We start from the raw sequence: 17,676 nt of genomic DNA on the forward strand, positions 1-17,676 counted from the left end.
TAAATCGAAAACATCAAAAATTTCAATAGTCTAGAGTGCAAAATCATAACGATTCTGCACTCTATTTTTTGGTATTTAAAACTTTTAACTGTATAAGAATTTACCATTAGAATTTGCACTCAAAAGCATAAAGGGTTCTAAATTACACGCATAAGAATCTCTTTCAATTTTATAATTGCAATTACAGTTTTTTTGACGTTTTCACCCCAGTTAATAATGTGTTCTACTTTACTGGATAATTAATTGTCGTTAACATAAAAAGGAATACAATTTTTAAGCAGTTAAGAAAAGTATAAATCCTTTCTTACTGCATAAGTGCAACTAAGGCTTATCTATATTAAAGCTTGGCGATAAGCCAAGTTTTGTAAAAGTAGAAAAAGGGGGATTTTTTAGAAAATGAGAAAGTTATTATTAGCTTCAGTGTTGTTCTTTTCTTTCATTCTTCTAGCTGCATGCGGGTCGGATGAAAATAGTGGGAATGGCGACGAAGATGAAGGTAATGTACTTGCCCAACTAAAAGAAGAGGGTACTGTAACGGTCGGCTTCGCTAATGAAAAACCATATGCATACCAAGAAGATGGCGAGTTGAAGGGTGCGGCAGTAGATATTGCTAAAGCTGTATTCGCTGAGCTAGGGATTGAAAATATGGATGGACAGCTTTCTGACTTTGGACAACTTATTCCTGGGTTAAATGCTGGTAAGTTCGATGTTATCACTGCTGGGATGGCAATCAATCCAGATCGTTGTGAGAACGCCGATTTTGGCGAACCTGAAATGATGTATGGTGAAGGGATAGTTGTTCAGGAGGGAAATCCATTAGATCTTCATAGCTATGCGGATATTGCAGAAAATCCTGAAGCAACCATTTCTATAATGTCAGGTGCAACTGAAAATGAATTTGTAAAATCAGAAGGTGTAAGTAAAGATCAGATTCAAAGCGCACCAGATGTTCCTGCAACATTCTCAGCAGTATCATCTGGCCGTGCTGATGCAACTACAGGTACAGAAATGTCACTTAAAATGGCATTAGAAACTTCTGATTCAGATAACCTGGAATTCGTTACTGATTTCAAACAGCCAGATATCGACGGTATCCCAAGCTATGGTGCTGCTGCATTCCACAAAGATAATGACGCATTACGTAAAGCTTATAATGAAAAATTAGCTGAATTAAAGGGAACTGACAAATTTGATGAACTTTTAGAATCAAATGGATTCAGTGCTGAAAATAACTCAGTACCATCTGATATTACAACAGAAGGTATCTGTAGTGGCGAGATTAAATAGTTCACTATAATATACTTAAAAAATAGAGCCCTATATCCTTTCCTTAAGGTATAGGGCTCTATTTTTTTGCAGTTAAGAACTATTCTCTTATTGTATAGGTGCAACTAAAGACACAGAGCTTATTCTAAAAATCCCTTCATTGATAAGCCAGATTCGAACAGTTATTATGGTTGCTTCCAGACGCTGGCATCAATCAAATTAGCTGGCTTTTTGCCTTGTAACCCTGCTTCGAGATTCCTGGCAGCAACTTCTGACATTCTCAACTCAGTTTCATGTGTGGATGATCCAATATGAGGAGTTGTTACAACGTTTTCCATCTGTAGTAGCGGGTTACTCAGCTTAATGGGTTCTCTTTCAAAAACATCTAAACCAGCTGCTGCAATATTCCCATTTTGCAGAGCTTTAATTAAATCCTTTTCCACAACTGTTTTTCCCCGAGAACCGTTTATAAAGATAGCAGATTCTTTCATTAACTGAAATTCCCTTTTCCCTATGAGGCCTTTTGTTTCTGGTGTTAGTGGTGTAATGAGACAGACGAAATCAGAACTCTCTAGTAAACTATCAAGGTCACAGTATGCAGCATTAAAGTTTTCTTCAACATCTGGTTTCTTAGTGCGGCTATGGTATAAAATTTCCATATCAAAACCATGATGGGCCCGTTTCGCAATTGCCTGACCAATTCTGCCCATACCAATAATACCTAACGTTTTGTGATGAACATTAACACCGAAATATTCAGGTCCAATTGCCTCTGTTATCCACTCACCATTTTTTACAAATTGATCTAACTCGGGTATACGCCGGGCTGTTGCTATTAGGATACCGAATACCGTATCAGCAACAGTATCTGTCAGCACATCTGGTGTATTGGTTGCCAAAATGTTCCGCCTGTTCATTTCGCTGATATCAAGGTTACTGTACCCAACCGAGACATTGCTGACTATTTTCAGGTTGGGGGCCTGGTCCAGCAATTCACGATCAACAGGCATTTCCAACCCGATAATACCTTCTGCCTGACCAAGGAACTCCAAGAATTCAGGGTTATTTTTGGTATCAACATTGTTAAAAAAACGGACGTCGTACTTATTCTGTAAGTCTTTCAGAACAGGTTTTTCCACTCGATTATAGGCGATAATTTTTTTCTTCATTTTAATCCCTCATTTCCCATTTATGTCGACAATGTATCTAACCTAAAAATAGCCACTATGTAGAGGAAAGTCAATAAAAAAATAAAAGATTTAAAATAATTAAGAAAAGTCATAATCACCTAATTCTGTAATGAGAGTCAAGTCAGCTCTGCAATCAGGATAACAGGTTGAAGAATAAGCTTAAACTCCTATTTAAAATAGAGTTTGACAATTCAAAAATCTTGAATTATGATGAAGATAAGTAATTGTCGACAATCGACATAAAACAATTTTTATATAAAAGGCAGGAAGGATGTTCTGCATATGGAAGATGAAAATCAAATCGTGCAAAAACCATTAAGTCAGCTAATTGCGGACCAACTTAAGAGAAAAATCTGGAATGAAGAGATTCAGTTTGGTGAACGTTTACTTGAAACGGATCTAGCGGATAGCTTTGATGTGAGTCGGAGTACAATTCGCGAAGCACTGAAAATACTTGAAATTGAAGAGCTGGTTATAAGTCAAGCGAGGAAAGGTACTTATGTAGCAGATTTTACCGAACAGGATTTGGATGAAATTATTGAGTTACGTACATTGATTGAATCCCAGGCATTCACACAAGCAATAAAAGGTCTAGAGAAAAAACATATTGAATTTTTGGAGCAGATTATTGAGCAAATGAAGAAGAAGGCCGACGAAAAGGATTGGAATGGATTGTTTGACCTTGATATGCAATTTCATAGTTATGTCGTTAATTTATGTGGTAACTCACGAATTATTAAAATCTACGACTCACTGCAAGTGCAGATCAGGACGTTTCTTATGCACCTTGATCAATATTATTCCAGTTTTCAAGCATTCTATGATGAGCACAAAGAATTACTAAGAGCATTAGTATCAAGGGATGTGCATACAGTGAATGAGAGTGTTAAGAATCATATTGCATATGTGGAAGCACATTTACTTGGGGTGAAATAATAAATTTTAAGTTGGGGAGGCTTAACAAAATGAACAAAAAGTTTGCGAACGTTAAAACTGAACTGCCAGGGCCAAAGGCGAAGAAGTTGCTTGACCGAAGACATGACGTTGTACCACAAGGAGTAGGCTATGGAGTTCCAACATTTGTTGAGAAAGCAAAAGGTGCGTTGCTGCAGGATGTTGACGGAAACCATTTTATTGATTTAGCTGGAGCGATTGGCTGTATTAATGTTGGACACAGTCATGACACAGTTGTAAGCGCTTTACATGACCAGGTTGATCGCTATATTCATACTGGATTCAATGTCATGATGTATGATCCGTATATCGAGTTTGCTGAAAAAATAGCGGCACTTGCCCCTGGCTATTCGAAAAAGAAAGTAATGTTCTTAAATAGTGGAGCAGAAGCCGTGGAAAACGCAGTGAAAATTGCTCGGAAGTACACGAAACGTCAGGCGGTCGTATCGTTTTCAGGCGGATTTCATGGACGTACATTAATGACAATGTCACTAACCGGAAAAGTAAGACCATTCAAATATGAATATGGTCCATTTGCGCCAGAAGTTTATCATGCGCCATATCCTTATAACTATCGTCGCCCTGAATCAATGAATGAAGGAGAATACACTGATTATTTACTAGAACAGGTGGAGAACTTTTTCATTAGTGAAGTTGACCCAAGCCAAGTTGCAGCATTTATTATGGAGCCTGTTCAAGGGGAAAGTGGATTTATTATTCCTAGTAAAAAATTCGTTCAAGGAATTTACGAAATTTGTAAACAGCACGGCATACTGTTTATTGCAGACGAAATCCAAACAGGTTTTGGCCGTACTGGAAAGTACTTTGGAATGGAACATTATGAAGTTGAACCTGACCTGATAGCTATTTCTAAATCAATGGCTGCTGGGTTACCGATTAGTGGTGTAATCGGTCGTGAAGAGGTCATGGATAGTGCGAAGCCTGGTGAATTAGGTGGGACGTATTGTGGTAGTCCGCTTGGTTGCCGTGCAGGGCTTGCCGTATTGGAAGTGATGGAGAAAGAGAATATAAATGAACGTGCTGAAATAGTTGGTAAAAAAGTAATGGAAAGGTTTAAGAACATGTACGATCGTTTTGATGTCATTGGAGAATATAGAGGTCTTGGTGCTATGTGCGCGCTTGAACTTGTTAAGAATCGTGATAGCAAAGAACCTGCTAAAGAGCTTACAGGACAGGTTTTAAAAGAAGCCCATAAGCGTGGAGTTATCGTATTGAAAGCTGGTGTACATGATAATGTTGTTCGCCTGCTTATGCCATTAGTCATTACCGATGAACAGCTGGATGAAGCATTAAATATCCTGGAAGAATCGATTGAAGCAGTGCTTGTTGGGGTAAATGGATAATAGAATACTAGATTTCATGATTGGAGTGAAGCAAAAATGAATGAAGTAAAAACAAATAGTTATTTAATGAACATTAATGGTGAATGGGTTGGTAAAGACCTGGACACATTTAACGTTGTGAACCCAGCAAACAGTGAAATTATCGGAACGGTTCCTAATGGTGGTGAAAAAGAAGCTTCACAAGCAATTGGTGCTGCACATGAAGCATTTCAAACGTGGTCAGAGCTTACTGTTTATGAAAGGGCTGGTTATTTGAAAAAATTAAATCAGCTCATGCTGGATAATTTGGAAGAAGTAGCGCAAGTAATGACACTTGAAATGGGTAAGCCGATTAACGAGTCAAGGGGAGAAGTAAAATATGCAGCTTCCTTTATTGAATGGTTTGCTGAGGAAGGTAAACGTATTTACGGCGAAACAATCCCATCACATGCAACGAATAAACGGTTACAAGTCTGGAAGAAACCAGTGGGTGTTGTTGCAGCGATAACACCTTGGAATTTTCCGGCTGCAATGTTAACTCGTAAGATGGGTCCGGCCTTGGCTGCCGGCTGTACGGTCATCATGAAACCATCAAGTGAAAGTCCATTAACAGCTGTTAAAATAATGGAATTATGTGAGCAGGCTGGATTTCCAAAAGGTGTTATTAATCTAGTAACAGGTTCATCATCCAAAATAACTAAGGCGATTATGGATGATGACAAGGTTCGTAAAATTACCTTTACTGGTTCAACCGAGGTTGGAAAAATTTTAATTCGTCAGAGTGCTGATCAAGTGAAGCGGTTATCGCTGGAACTCGGCGGTCATGCCCCATTAATCGTTTTAGATGATGCCAATGTCGATTTAGCAGTAAAAGGTGTAATGGCTTCTAAATTCAGAAATGCAGGTCAAACATGTATTTGTGCCAATCGAATTTATGTGCAGGCCGGAATTTACGATGAATTTGTTGAGAAGTTTTCCCAAGAAGTTGAGAAGTTAAAGGTCGGAAATGGTGCTGATGATTCCGTTGATATTGGACCATTAATTAATCAGGCTGGTTTGGATAAGGTGAATTATCACATGGAAGATGCAGTTAATAAAGGAGCTCATGTTGTAACTGGCGGTAAGCCGATCACAGATGGCGGCGGTGTATTTTTCACACCTACAGTTGTTAAAGATGTAGACCAATCCATGGTCGTTATGCAGGAGGAAACGTTTGGTCCTGTAGCCCCTATTCAAAAAATCGCATCAGAAGAAGATGCCGTGAAATTAGCAAATGATACGCCGTACGGATTAGCCGCTTATGTCTTTACGGACAATGTTGCAAAAGGTCACCGTGTTATTGAGCAGCTTAATTTCGGGATTGTTGGCTGGAATGACGGGGCACCTTCAGCAGCGCAGGTACCGTTTGGTGGAATGAAAGAGAGCGGTATCGGCAGAGAAGGCGGGCATGAAGGAATCGACGCTTTTGTAGAATCACAGTATGTTTCGATTGGAATGGAATAATGTGCTGGAACAGTTACTTGAAGAGGATGTGATTTCTTGAAACAGATGATTCAGACGCTCAATGCTCCCCAACCGAGCGGACCATATTCACAAGGCGTTCAATCCGGTAACTTTATCTTTATCTCAGGTCAGGATGGTGTTCATCCAAATGGAGATTCGGCAGGAGATACAATCACAGCTCAAGCTGCTGCAAGTTTGGAAAATATTAAAAGTATTCTAGCTGAGAAAAATGCTGGTTTATCAAATATTGTCCATATGACATGTCATTTAGCTGATTTAAATGAGGAAAATGTTCGCGAATTCAATAACGTATATGCATCATATTTTGAAGATGTAGAAATAAAACCAGCGAGAATTACGATTGGCAGTCAATTGTTAGGGGTTAAAGTTGAAATCACAGCTATAGCATCCATTAATTGATCTAGATTGAAGGGAGTTGCTTAAAGTTGACTCCCTTCTTTTTTAAAAGGGGGGGATGTGAAGGTGTTAAAAAGAGTGCAAAAAATGGCTGATCAGTTATCCGAATGGCGCCGCAAGCTTCACTCTATTCCGGAATTAAGCTTTCAGGAAGTGGAAACGTCAAAGTTTGTTGCTTTTGTATTGGAAAAAATCCCAGGTATGCATGTGGAAATTGGAGTAGGGTGTCCAACAGCTGTAGTTGGAACGCTCTCGTCAGGATCTGGTCCAACAATAGCGGTCCGAGCGGATATGGATGCATTGCCAATTCATGAAGAAACGAATCATGATTTCAAGTCCCGTAATGAAGGTGTAATGCATGCATGCGGACATGATGCACATATGGCAATAGGCCTTGGGGTTGCCAATTTACTGGGAGATAGTTTTCAGAATGGAGAGGTAAAAGGAACAGTAAAGTTTTTATTTCAGCCTGCTGAAGAAATGGCAGATGTCCATGGCTCGACCGGTGCACCATATATGATTGAGGCAGGAGCGTTAGAGAATGTCGACCATGTTATAGCTCTTCATATGAGTCCTGAGAATCAGCTTGGGGAGGTAAAGGTACACGATGGTTATAGTATGGCTAACGTAGATGTGTTTGATGCTGCAGTTTTTGGCACCGGCGGACACGGCGCGTACCCGCATTTAGGGACTGATCCTGTCTGGATGCTTGGTCCTGTCCTGCAAGCTATGCATGGAATTGTCTCCCGTCGGATCTCTCCTCTCGATTCAGCAGTAATCAGTGTTGGCAGTATTCTTTGCGGAGTAGCGGGAAATGTTATCCCATCTGAAGTTCAAATCAAAGGGACAATTCGGAGCTATGACCCTAATGTCAGAAAGTTATTACATGCTGAATTAGAAAAGGCCCTTTCATTAGTAAGGGTTTTTGACGGTGATTATAAATTGACGATAACACCTGAAGATCCTTCATTAAAGAATGACCCAGCAGTTAATCAACTCTTTCGTGAGGTTATTAGGGATATTCATCCTGAGTTCAAGGTGCTCGACACACCATTCGGATTAGGGGGAGAAGACTTTGCACATATGACGCAGGTTGTGCCGGGGGCGATGTTCTTTCTGGGATGTGCTGTTGGTGATGGGAAAACGCGCGAACTGCATACACCGAGTTTTGATATAAATGAAAAGGTTCTTCCTGCTGGAGTATCTATTCTGGGGGAAACAGTGGAACGTTTTCTGGCAGTTAAGAAAGTTTAACTACTTTCTTACTGCATAAGTGCAACTAAGGCTTATCTATATTAGAGTTTGGCAATAAGCAAATAAGGAAAAGCTGAATGTTGCTTAAAATCGGGAGGAAGTCGTTCGAAATCAGTTAACTATGTAAGTTTAGTCGAGAAAGGGGGGATAGAATGGTTGGAAGACCTGTTGTGCTGCGTGATGTTTGGATGGCTAGGAAAAGGATTTCCTCCATTGTTAAAAAATCACCGCTGATTTATTCCCCTGCATTATCAGAATTTGCAGGGACGTCTGTTCATTTAAAATTGGAAAACTTTAATGTAAGCGATTCATTTAAAATTAGGGGAGCAACAAATAAGATTTTGAGTCTGACGCCTGAGGAACAGGAACGTGGTGTCACAACGTTTTCGACAGGGAATTTTGGAATGAGTGTAGCATATGTTGCAAAAAAATTGGGGATTAATGCTACCATTTGCATTTCGAAACGAGTTCCAAAAGGAAAGGTTGATACTCTAAAGCGTTCTGGGGCTGAAATAGAAATATATGGTGAATCACAGGATGACGCGGAAAAGCGGAGTTACCAGCTGGAACGAGAACAAGGTCTGACTGTCATTCATCCATTTGATGATCCTTATATCATTGCTGGGCAAGGTACGATTGGTTTGGAATTGCTAGAGGATTTGCCTGAGGTCGATACAGTGATTGGAGGGCTATCTGGTGGCGGTCTGCACTCCGGTTTAGGAGTAGCTTTGAAATCAGCTGATTCTGATATTCAAGTGATAGGAGCATCAACAGTTCGAGGACCGACAATGTATGAGAGTATTAAAGCTGGAAAACCTATCATCGTGGAAGAACAGGATACCTTAGCTGATAGTCTGCTTGGTGGGATTGGTCTCAACAATAGTTACACATTTGATATGGTTCAGCGGTATGTCGATGATATTATTTTGCTGAATGAAGATGAAATTGCTGAAGGGATGGCCTTCATGCTAGATAAACACCGAATGATTATCGAAGGTGCAGCAGCTTCCGGGATTGGTGCGATTTTAAATAATAGAATGCAGCTTGGCAGCCATGTTGTGGTTGTTATTAGTGGCTGCAGTGTTGATACGTCCGTAATTGTGGATATAGCAAACAAATATAAATCGACAATTCCGGAGTGAAAGTAAAGGGAGGTTTTTATGTTGGATAAAATGCTATTTAATGGCCGGATTATGGATAGGGAAAACGTGGTCGATATAGAGGACCGCGGCTACCAATTCGGTGATGGAATCTATGAAGTTATCGGTGTCTATGATGGTAAACCGCTGATGCTTGATGAACATTTGGAACGGCTGAAAAGAAGTGCAAAAGAAATTAAGTTAATCATGTCTGATTCAGTTGATGACTTGAAAGCCAAGCTTGAGGAATTAGTATCAGCAAATAGTTTGGAAGAAGGCATTATTTATATGCAGGTCTCAAGAGGGGCTGCCGCCAGATGGCACGAATTTCCGAATGCTGATACGTCAACAGTAACTGTTGCATACACCAGGGCAGAGGAGCGAGCAAATTACGTGGAAGATCAGGGTGCAACGGCTGTATTGACGGAAGACATTCGTTGGTTAAGGTGTGATATTAAGACGCTTAATTTACTTCCGAATGTGATGGCCAAACAAGAGGCTGTTGAGCATGGTGCGATTGAAGCAATTCTTCATCGTGGTGAGACCGTTACGGAAGCGAGTGCTTCAAATGTGTTTATCGTAAAAGATGGAGCATTGTACACACATCCAGCTGACAACTATATTTTAAATGGAATTACCAGAAGAAAAATAATTCAACTGTGTGAGGCAATAGATTTAGAAGTAAATGAAAAAACATACACAGTCGATGAATTACTGGCTGCAGATGAAGTTTTTATTTCGGCTACTAAGTTGGATGTCGTGCCGATCCTGAAAGTTGATGATCATATAATTGGTACGGGTGAACCAGGTGAAATAACAAAACAAATAGTGCAGGAATTTCGTTCGCTTTACTAGAATAATTTAGGGGAGGGACTGAACTGTGTCGTATTCATTAACAATGACGTCTGGAAGTCCAACGATAGCGGAAGTGAATTTGGGTGCTTTCAACGAAAATGTAAGGACACTAAAAAAAGCAGTTGGAAACAGCATGCTTATGGCCGTAATAAAAACAAATGGATATGGACACGGTTCTGTTCCAATCGGACGTGAAGCTGTTAAAGCAGGGGCAGACCGGCTTGGTGTCACAACTGTTGAGGAAGGTGCATTGCTCCGGGAAAGCGGTATATCTGTACCTATTCATCTGTTAGGCTCCATTATGCTTGAACAAGCAGCAGATGCTGTTTTTTACGGGTTAACAGCCTCTGTTTCTTCAATCAAACTGGCACAGGCGATCAGTGATGAGGCAACAAGGGAAGGAAAGACAATACCAGTACATTTAAAAATAGATACTGGACTTCATAGGTTTGGGATTTCCCCTGGTGAAGTTATAAATTTCTGCATGTCGTGTTACAACCTTCCTGGAGTGCAGTGGGAAGGGATATACACCCATTTTTCCAGTGCTGATGAAGGGGATTGGCAAACAACGGAACAGCAGTATAAATTATTTATAGACACAGTATCTAACCTACGTGACCAGGGGTATGATTTTCCAATTCGGCATGTTGGGGCTTCAACGGTTGCCATCGAAAGAAAGGATATGCATCTGGATATGGTTAGGTCCGGGATTGCTTTATTTGGGTATCCGCCTGAATTGCATCAACGTGATTTAATTTCGCTTAAACCAGTTATGCAATTGAAATCTAAAATTTTACATGTACGGGAGCTGCCGCCACACACTCCAATTGGCTATGGTGGCTGCTATGTTACTACCTCTGCTGAAAAGATTGCTATTGTGCCTGTTGGACATGGTGATGGTTATCAACGAGCCTTATCCAATAAAGGTGAAATGCTTGTTAGAGGACATCGAGCCAAGATTGTTGGAACGATTTCCCTGGACCAAACGGTTATAGACGTCACGAACGTACCAGATGTTTGCGCAGGTGATGAAGTTGTTATGATGGGCGATCAGGGAAAGGAAGAAATTCTAGCACGTGAAATAGCAGGATGGATGGACAGCATTATAGATGAAGTTTTGTCGAGTTTAATGGAAAGAATTCGGAGAGTGTATGTTTAATAGACTTTATTTGTAATATTACTAATAAAAAAAAAGGGGAATACACTATGGAATTTTTATCTGTTGTCCCACCTATTGTTGCGGTGGTACTTGCAATTTTAACGAAACGTGTCTTGTTTTCATTGTTTATTAGTATTCTGGTAGGTGGTTTAATTGCAGCGGGCGGAAACCCATTTGGTGCAGTAGGGGAAACCTTTACATGGATGAAGGATGTTATGACTGATCCTTGGAACGCACGGTTTCTCGTTATGACGGCGTTACTTGGGACAGGCGCTGCCTTTATGTTTAAAACAGGCGGTTCAGATGGTCTGATACGTTTGTTAGAGAAGAAATTAACTACTAGAAAAAGAGTACAATTTTTACCTTACCTATTAGGAATGCTCATCTTTTTTAACGATTACGTGAACTCTGTAATTGTTGGGAATGCTTCAAAAGATATTACTGCTAAACATAAGGTATCGAGGGAAAAGTTATCCTACATACTAGACTCGACAGCTGCTCCGATAGCGACAATTGGACCTGTTTCCGACTGGATTGGCTTTCAGGTGTCCTTAATTGCCGCAGCCTTTGCAAGCCTTAGCATTGTAGGTGCAGAGCCTTACTTCGCATTTCTGCAATCAATTCCATGGAACTTTTATGCAATACTATGTCTGTTAGCTGTTCCGATGATCATTGCCGGTAAAGATTTTGGTCCAATGGCAAAAGCGGAACACCGTGCACAGACAACTGGAAAATTAATACCAGATGGATCAACACCTCTATCTTCTGTAGAACAGGATTTAGGTGAACCACATAAGAAAGAAGGCAGTGTTTGGAATTTTATTCTTCCGCTTGTAACACTTATTTCAGTAAGTGTATGGGGGTTGTGGTATTCAGGTGGTGGTGCTACAGGGATATCGATTATGGATGCTCTTGCAGCTACAGACGTTTCCGTTGCCCTAACATGGGGTGCATTTGCGATGACTACAGTCGGTATTATTTTAGCACTTATTCAAGGCATGAGCCTTAAAAAGTGTGAAGAAACATTACTTGGTGGTATTCGAACAATGCTTCCTGCGCTTATAATTATCATATTGGCTTGGTCTATTGGAACGGTTACATCGGTCCTTGGAACAGCAGAATTCGTGGTTGGTGCAACAGAAGGATGGATGACCGCAGCACTTGTGCCATTTCTTGTGTTTGCGATAGGTATGTTTATCTCATTTGCAACCGGTACATCATGGGGAACAATGTCGATACTGACGCCAATCGCAATTCCAATGGCGTATACCTTTGGTGGCATGGATTTAGTTCATATCGTAATTGGTGCTGTTTTTGCTGGAGCTATATTTGGAGATCATGTTTCACCAATTTCAGATACAACTGTTATGGCATCCATATTCGCTGAGTCAGATCATATTGCCCACGTTAACACGCAGATTCCATATGCTATGGTGCCAGCGGGAATTGCGGGTGTACTATATTTATCGTATACCTTGATTGGAAGCAGTATTGTACTGTTGATTGTGGGTATCATCGCTCAATTCTTCCTGCTTCGTTATTTGGGTAATCGGAACGAGAGAAAGTTTATAGAAGAGGAGAAGAGAATTGGAGCGTAATTTTTTTAAAAGAAAGGGGCAACTATGAAAAATTTCAATATTGCACTAATCCCAGGTGATGGTATTGGACCGGAAGTTGTGGCAGAGGGTGTGAAAGTTCTAAAAGCAATTGAGGAGATGGGTTCTAACCTCTCCTTTTCCTTTACAGAGTTTCCATGGGGCTGTGAACACTATCTGGAAACCGGAAAGATGATGGATGACGATGGCATTGAGAAACTAAAACATTTTGATGCAATCTATTTAGGTGCTGTTGGGTACCCTGGAGTACCTGATCATATTTCATTATGGGATCTTCTATTGCGAATCCGAAAAGAATTTGATCAGTACGTTAATTTACGACCAGTCACACTCTTAAATCAGTCGCTGACACCGTTAAAAACAAAAACGGAAGCGGATATTGATTTTCTTGTTATCCGCGAAAATAGTGAGGGTGAGTATGCTGGCGCAGGGGACTGGCTATTCAAAGGACAACCTGAAGAGGTAGTATTGCAAACTGGTGTGTTTTCCCGTAAAGGTACAGAGAGGATCATCCGTTATGCGTATGAGGAAGCTCGTACTTCAAACAGAACACTGACAAGTATAAGTAAAGGAAACGCTCTTAATTATTCGATGGTATTCTGGGATGAAGTATTTGAAGAAGTAGGAAAAGAATATCCAGATGTTGAGACGTATTCTTATCTTGTTGATGCTGCAAGCCTGTATTTAGTGTCAGACCCTGAACGATTTGAGGTTGTTGTAACATCCAATCTCTTTGGTGATATCATAACAGATCTTGGTGCTGGAATAACGGGAGGACTTGGTCTAGCAACAGGAGCCAATGTTAATCCTGAAAAGGAATATCCTTCTATGTTCGAGCCTGTACATGGCTCTGCTCCAGATATTGCTGGAAAAGGAAATGCAAATCCAATTGCTGCTATTTGGTCTGTTAGCCAGATGTTAGATTTTTTTGGGGAAGAACGATGGGGTAAAGCTGTACTAACTACGATACAGGATATGGTTAAAGAAACAGAGATGCTGACCCCGGATTTAGGTGGAAATGCTTCTACAGGAGATGTAGGGGATTCATTTATTGAAAAATTGAAAATAGCTACTGAAACTACTAAAGTTAAATAACTAAAATAGATTGCTAGTTTACTGGCGGATTCAGTTTTGAGAGAGAAAAATACAAATAACATTAGTAATCACATATTAGTTAGATTACATTTCGCCCTGTTGTTGAAGAACCCATTTTTTAACAGAATGAGGATCCGGTTTACTGGTTTGGCGGATCCTCGTTCCGTTATTTCCTTGAAAACCCTTGTTTAGAGCTATGGTTCGGATCCTCATTCCGCTATTTGCCATTTCTGCATTAAAATTGGCTGATTTTCAGCTATTAGCGGAACGAGGATCCGTCTCACCCTTCCGAGAGCACCTTTTCTGCTATTTAGCGGAATGAGGATTCACTTCGATTGTTTGGCGAATCCTCATTCCGGGTTCATCCCCCTTTATCGTATAATCCTGCCAATTTAAGTGCATACCATACTGGTAATTCACTTCTTTTGTGTCAACAACAAGTTTTTGTAAATAGAAAGTTCTGGAGATAACCAAAATATTTCGACAAAATTGAACACTTATTCCGGTATTTCGACACACAGAATAAATATCTTTAACATTCCATAAAATAATAGCAAATGCTTGGACACCCTTTGCAATATGCTATTATACATTGTTTTTTTACTAATATATAATAATTATTAGTATAAATTTGGAGGTTAAACATGAGTTGGTATTTATTTTACTTTATTATTTATTTTGGATTTTTATTTGGAATGGGTTTTTGGTACTTTTTCCGTGTCAAAGGTTCAGATGATTATTTAATTGCAGGCTGGAATATGGGCTTTTGGTCAATCGTAGGAACTATAATTAGCACGTTCTGTGGTGCGGCAGTATTTATCGGCTGGGTAGGAATGGGATTCACAGTTGGTATGTCAGGCTTTTTCAAATTTGCTTTGCCAGCGTACATATTTACACTAATTTTAATTGTTTTGTTTGCCAAGCCGCTTCGTCGCCAGCGATTATATACTTTAGCGGATTTATTTAGTGAGCGGTTCGGCAGTAAGACTGGAATTTTCCCATCCATATTATCTGCGTTTATCTATTCAGTACCGACATTAGCATTGCAAATAGTTGGGATGTCAACGGTCTTTACGTTGGCATTTGAGATGTCATTTAATGCAGGCGTTATCGTGTCATTTGCATTAATTTTAGGATTTACTATTTTGGGTGGTTTGCCAGCGACTATAATTACTGATGCGATTCAATCAGTTATTTTAGTAGTTGGTATTATTATGTTGTTTATTGCAAGTGTCATGTATGGTGGAGGTTTGAAAGAGATTCTTGCCTCAACTCCTGCAGATTATTTAACACCATTTGGAAAAGAAGGGGTGACTGCTGTCCTAATATATGCGCTATCAGTCGGTCCATTCTATTTAATTTGGCAATCCACCTGGCAGCGAATTTTCGCTTCAAAATCTGAAGAGGTAGCGCGCAAGGCTGGAATAACAGCAGTTATCATAGGTGCACTGATTTCTATTTTGCCATACGGAATTGGAGTTATTGCCCGTGGATTTGTACCTTCAGATATTAATCCTGATTTGATCTTCTCCTATGTAACGGTTGAATTGCTGCCTCCAGCTCTTGGTGGAATTATCCTAGTTGGTCTGCTTTCAGCTTTAATGACTGGGGCGGATTCGTTTATTCTACAAGGGAGCTCGAACTTGACGAAGGATTTATATGCTCGATTGATCAAACCGGATGCGGATGAACGTCAAATGATGCGGGTATCACGCTGGAGTGTAGTAATTATTGCAGTGTTGGGCTTAATCGTCGCATATAACATTACAGATATTATTACGATTTACCAGTGGGCATTGCGACTGTCTGCGGTAACACTTGTTTTTCCATTTCTGGCTGTTATGTTCTGGAAGCGTGTAACAGCTATGGGTGGTTTATCATCCATGATTCTATCAGCAACGATCACAATTTTTTGGCCATTTTTAAATATGCCAGTAGATGTAACGATAGTAGGATTTGCTGTTTCTTTAATTACATTAATAGTTGTTAGTCTTCTAACACAGCATTCAAAAAGAGAAAAAGTTCATGCAGTTTATTTTGAGGATTTTATAAAATCAGATGAAGATGTTCACGAAAGGAGCTAAACTTGTTTGAGTTACGATAAAGTCATATTCAATGGAAATATTCTTACATTAGAAGATAGTCGAGCTGCTAATGCTGTAGGATTCTCCAATGGAAAAATCAAAAAAATATGGTTTGATAATCTGGAAACTGAAACAAAAGCCAATCAGTGGATTGATTTAGACGGGCGCACGCTTATTCCGGGATTTATCGATACCCATAACCACTTATTCATGTACTCACAGCAAAAGCAACAATTGACTTGCTCGACTCCTCCAAACAAAACAGTGAATGATATTTTGTCTCTTGTAAAGACCGAGATCAAGGGGGAACAGGAAGGGAAATGGATTGTAGGGGCTGGTTATGATAACACAAAACTTGCAGAGAATCGTCATATAACCCGTGCGGAATTAGATGAAGTTGCTCCAGATAATCCTGTATTTATTCGACACATTTCCGGACATCTCGCTGTAGTAAATTCAAAGGCATTTGAGTACTGTGAAGTATCGGAATCTATTGAGAATCCACCCGGAGGACACTTCGGACGTGATACGGATGGTAAACTTGATGGCGTAATATATGAGTTGCCTGCATTGGAACGTATAATGCAAAGAATGCCTAGGCCGACAACGGAGGAATTAATTAATCGTCTGGAAGCAGCAGCTCATGATTATTTGAAGGTAGGGATAACGACTAGTACGGATGCAGCTGTGGGTCTTGATTTAGGATATGAAGAATACAAGGCACATATGGAAGCGGTTCGTACTAGGAAAAATCCATTGTATATGCGCTATATGATAATGCATCACTTATTTAACGATGATGGCGAATTTGCGGGGCTGGATGCAAAAAAAATGGCACAGCGAATTGAAAACGATACGAATGGTCGTGGAAAATTGGACAGTGTGAAACTGTTTCAGGATGGATCAATCCAGGGACGAACGGCTGCTTTGCGAGATGGCTATTATGGAGACGAATATTTTAATGGTGAGCTGATACATTCTCAGGAGACGTTGAATGCATTATACCAGCGATTCCATAATGAAGGATTTCGAATTACAACACATGGGAATGGAGACCTGGCGATCGCTTCAATTATTGAAGGATATTCGAAAGCATTGGACCTCAGACCTAAAGAAAATCATCTTCATCGAATTGAACATTTACAAACCGCAAGAGACCAGGATTTAGAAAAAATGGCCAAGTATAAGATTGCGACATCTGTTTTCATTAATCATGTCTATTACTGGGGTGATGATCACCGCGATATTTTCCTGGGGCCAGATAGGGGAGCAAAAATAGATCCACTTGCAAGTGTTTCCGATCATGGAATACTTTACACACTGCATTCTGATTGTCCGATCACACCGATTTCTCCGCTATTTTCCATTTGGGCTGCAGCAAACCGTCTTACAAAGGATGGATATGTGCTTGGTGAGGATGAAAAGATATCTGTGCTGGAAGGCTTAAAGTCGATGACGATTTATGGTGCAAAACTCAATGGTACAGAAGATGTTAATGGTTCTATTAAAGAAGGAAAGCGGGCTGATTTTGCAATACTGGATCGAAACCTGCTTGAAATAGATCCGGTGGAAATTAAGGATGTTGTCATTGAGTCAACAATGATTGATGGTGAGATAGTATTTGAACGTGAGCAGGAAAATAAGTAATACTAAATAAAGTACCCTCCTTGTTTTAAGGGGGGTACATTTTTCATTGTTTAGGAAATTATCACTAGCGTTGCATAAAAAAACTATAGCTTAGTCAAATAATTAATTTCAATGTCTGAGATAGATGATTGAATTTTCCGATATTAATGTTCCT

At 39.9% G+C, this 17,676-nt stretch carries 14 protein-coding genes; 13 read left to right on the top strand and 1 reads right to left on the bottom strand.

Annotated features, from left to right (window positions below; all coding sequences use genetic code 11):
* Positions 1-396: 396 nt before the first annotated feature.
* Positions 397-1,287: an ectoine/hydroxyectoine ABC transporter substrate-binding protein EhuB gene (ehuB, locus tag J2Z82_RS13635; RefSeq protein WP_209481320.1), complete on the top strand. Its 891-nt coding sequence runs from the start codon at positions 397-399 to the stop codon at positions 1,285-1,287.
* A gap of 164 nt (positions 1,288-1,451) precedes the next feature.
* Here the strand turns inward: ehuB and J2Z82_RS13640 are convergent, their stop codons facing one another.
* The gene (locus tag J2Z82_RS13640) at positions 1,452-2,435 is read right to left on the bottom strand and encodes a 2-hydroxyacid dehydrogenase (RefSeq protein ID WP_209481321.1); all 984 of its coding nucleotides are present in this window, start codon (positions 2,433-2,435) and stop codon (positions 1,452-1,454) included.
* 303 nt (positions 2,436-2,738) lie between these two features.
* On the opposite strand from J2Z82_RS13640, the gene J2Z82_RS13645 reads away from it, so the two are divergent.
* The 12 genes from J2Z82_RS13645 to J2Z82_RS13700 all read left to right on the top strand — a co-directional run bounded on the left by J2Z82_RS13645 (position 2,739) and on the right by J2Z82_RS13700 (position 17,522).
* On the top strand, positions 2,739-3,392 hold the full coding sequence (locus J2Z82_RS13645; protein ID WP_209481322.1) for a GntR family transcriptional regulator: 654 nt from the start codon (positions 2,739-2,741) through the stop codon (positions 3,390-3,392).
* 29 nt (positions 3,393-3,421) lie between these two features.
* The gene (gene gabT / locus J2Z82_RS13650; RefSeq protein ID WP_209481323.1) at positions 3,422-4,774 is read left to right on the top strand and encodes a 4-aminobutyrate--2-oxoglutarate transaminase; all 1,353 of its coding nucleotides are present in this window, start codon (positions 3,422-3,424) and stop codon (positions 4,772-4,774) included.
* Between the two features lie 36 nt (positions 4,775-4,810).
* Positions 4,811-6,256: an NAD-dependent succinate-semialdehyde dehydrogenase gene (locus J2Z82_RS13655; RefSeq protein ID WP_280923001.1), complete on the top strand. Its 1,446-nt coding sequence runs from the start codon at positions 4,811-4,813 to the stop codon at positions 6,254-6,256.
* A gap of 45 nt (positions 6,257-6,301) precedes the next feature.
* Complete coding sequence (locus J2Z82_RS13660; RefSeq protein ID WP_245251715.1) at positions 6,302-6,676, top strand: RidA family protein; 375 nt, start codon at positions 6,302-6,304, stop codon at positions 6,674-6,676.
* Between the two features lie 63 nt (positions 6,677-6,739).
* On the top strand, positions 6,740-7,927 hold the full coding sequence (locus J2Z82_RS13665) for a M20 metallopeptidase family protein (protein ID WP_342453643.1): 1,188 nt from the start codon (positions 6,740-6,742) through the stop codon (positions 7,925-7,927).
* Between the two features lie 152 nt (positions 7,928-8,079).
* Positions 8,080-9,069 (top strand): pyridoxal-phosphate dependent enzyme, encoded by a 990-nt coding sequence (locus J2Z82_RS13670; RefSeq protein ID WP_209481325.1) that lies wholly within the window; start codon positions 8,080-8,082, stop codon positions 9,067-9,069.
* 18 nt (positions 9,070-9,087) lie between these two features.
* Positions 9,088-9,921: a D-amino-acid transaminase gene (dat, locus tag J2Z82_RS13675; RefSeq protein ID WP_342453644.1), complete on the top strand. Its 834-nt coding sequence runs from the start codon at positions 9,088-9,090 to the stop codon at positions 9,919-9,921.
* 25 nt (positions 9,922-9,946) lie between these two features.
* Positions 9,947-11,080 carry an alanine racemase gene (gene alr, locus J2Z82_RS13680; RefSeq protein ID WP_209481326.1) on the top strand — a complete coding sequence of 378 codons (1,134 nt, stop codon included), beginning with the start codon at positions 9,947-9,949 and terminating at the stop codon, positions 11,078-11,080.
* Between the two features lie 47 nt (positions 11,081-11,127).
* Positions 11,128-12,678, top strand: coding sequence for a Na+/H+ antiporter NhaC family protein (locus J2Z82_RS13685; RefSeq protein ID WP_209481327.1), 1,551 nt, complete (start codon positions 11,128-11,130; stop codon positions 12,676-12,678).
* A 24-nt stretch (positions 12,679-12,702) separates the two neighbouring features.
* Entirely contained in the window at positions 12,703-13,791 is a 1,089-nt protein-coding gene (locus tag J2Z82_RS13690; RefSeq protein ID WP_209481328.1) for a tartrate dehydrogenase, read from the top strand.
* A gap of 644 nt (positions 13,792-14,435) precedes the next feature.
* On the top strand, positions 14,436-15,875 hold the full coding sequence (locus tag J2Z82_RS13695) for a sodium:solute symporter family protein (RefSeq protein WP_209481329.1): 1,440 nt from the start codon (positions 14,436-14,438) through the stop codon (positions 15,873-15,875).
* A gap of 6 nt (positions 15,876-15,881) precedes the next feature.
* Entirely contained in the window at positions 15,882-17,522 is a 1,641-nt protein-coding gene (locus J2Z82_RS13700) for an amidohydrolase (RefSeq protein ID WP_209481330.1), read from the top strand.
* Positions 17,523-17,676: the final 154 nt, after the last annotated feature.

Source organism: Virgibacillus litoralis (assembly GCF_017873675.1).
Classification (GTDB): domain Bacteria; phylum Bacillota; class Bacilli; order Bacillales; family Amphibacillaceae; genus Lentibacillus; species Lentibacillus litoralis.

Bases quoted from the DNA above. Each gene is read 5' to 3' on its own strand.
- J2Z82_RS13685 (WP_209481327.1), top strand. From the start codon at position 11,128: ATGGAATTTTTATCTGTTGTCCCACCTATTGTTGCGGTGGTACTTGCA.
- ehuB (WP_209481320.1), top strand. From the start codon at position 397: ATGAGAAAGTTATTATTAGCTTCAGTGTTGTTCTTTTCTTTCATTCTT.
- J2Z82_RS13655 (WP_280923001.1), top strand. From the start codon at position 4,811: ATGAATGAAGTAAAAACAAATAGTTATTTAATGAACATTAATGGTGAA.
- J2Z82_RS13660 (WP_245251715.1), top strand. From the start codon at position 6,302: ATGATTCAGACGCTCAATGCTCCCCAACCGAGCGGACCATATTCACAA.
- J2Z82_RS13695 (WP_209481329.1), top strand. From the start codon at position 14,436: ATGAGTTGGTATTTATTTTACTTTATTATTTATTTTGGATTTTTATTT.
- gabT (WP_209481323.1), top strand. From the start codon at position 3,422: ATGAACAAAAAGTTTGCGAACGTTAAAACTGAACTGCCAGGGCCAAAG.
- dat (WP_342453644.1), top strand. From the start codon at position 9,088: ATGTTGGATAAAATGCTATTTAATGGCCGGATTATGGATAGGGAAAAC.
- J2Z82_RS13640 (WP_209481321.1), bottom strand. From the start codon at position 2,435: ATGAAGAAAAAAATTATCGCCTATAATCGAGTGGAAAAACCTGTTCTG.
- J2Z82_RS13670 (WP_209481325.1), top strand. From the start codon at position 8,080: ATGGTTGGAAGACCTGTTGTGCTGCGTGATGTTTGGATGGCTAGGAAA.
- J2Z82_RS13690 (WP_209481328.1), top strand. From the start codon at position 12,703: ATGAAAAATTTCAATATTGCACTAATCCCAGGTGATGGTATTGGACCG.
- J2Z82_RS13645 (WP_209481322.1), top strand. From the start codon at position 2,739: ATGGAAGATGAAAATCAAATCGTGCAAAAACCATTAAGTCAGCTAATT.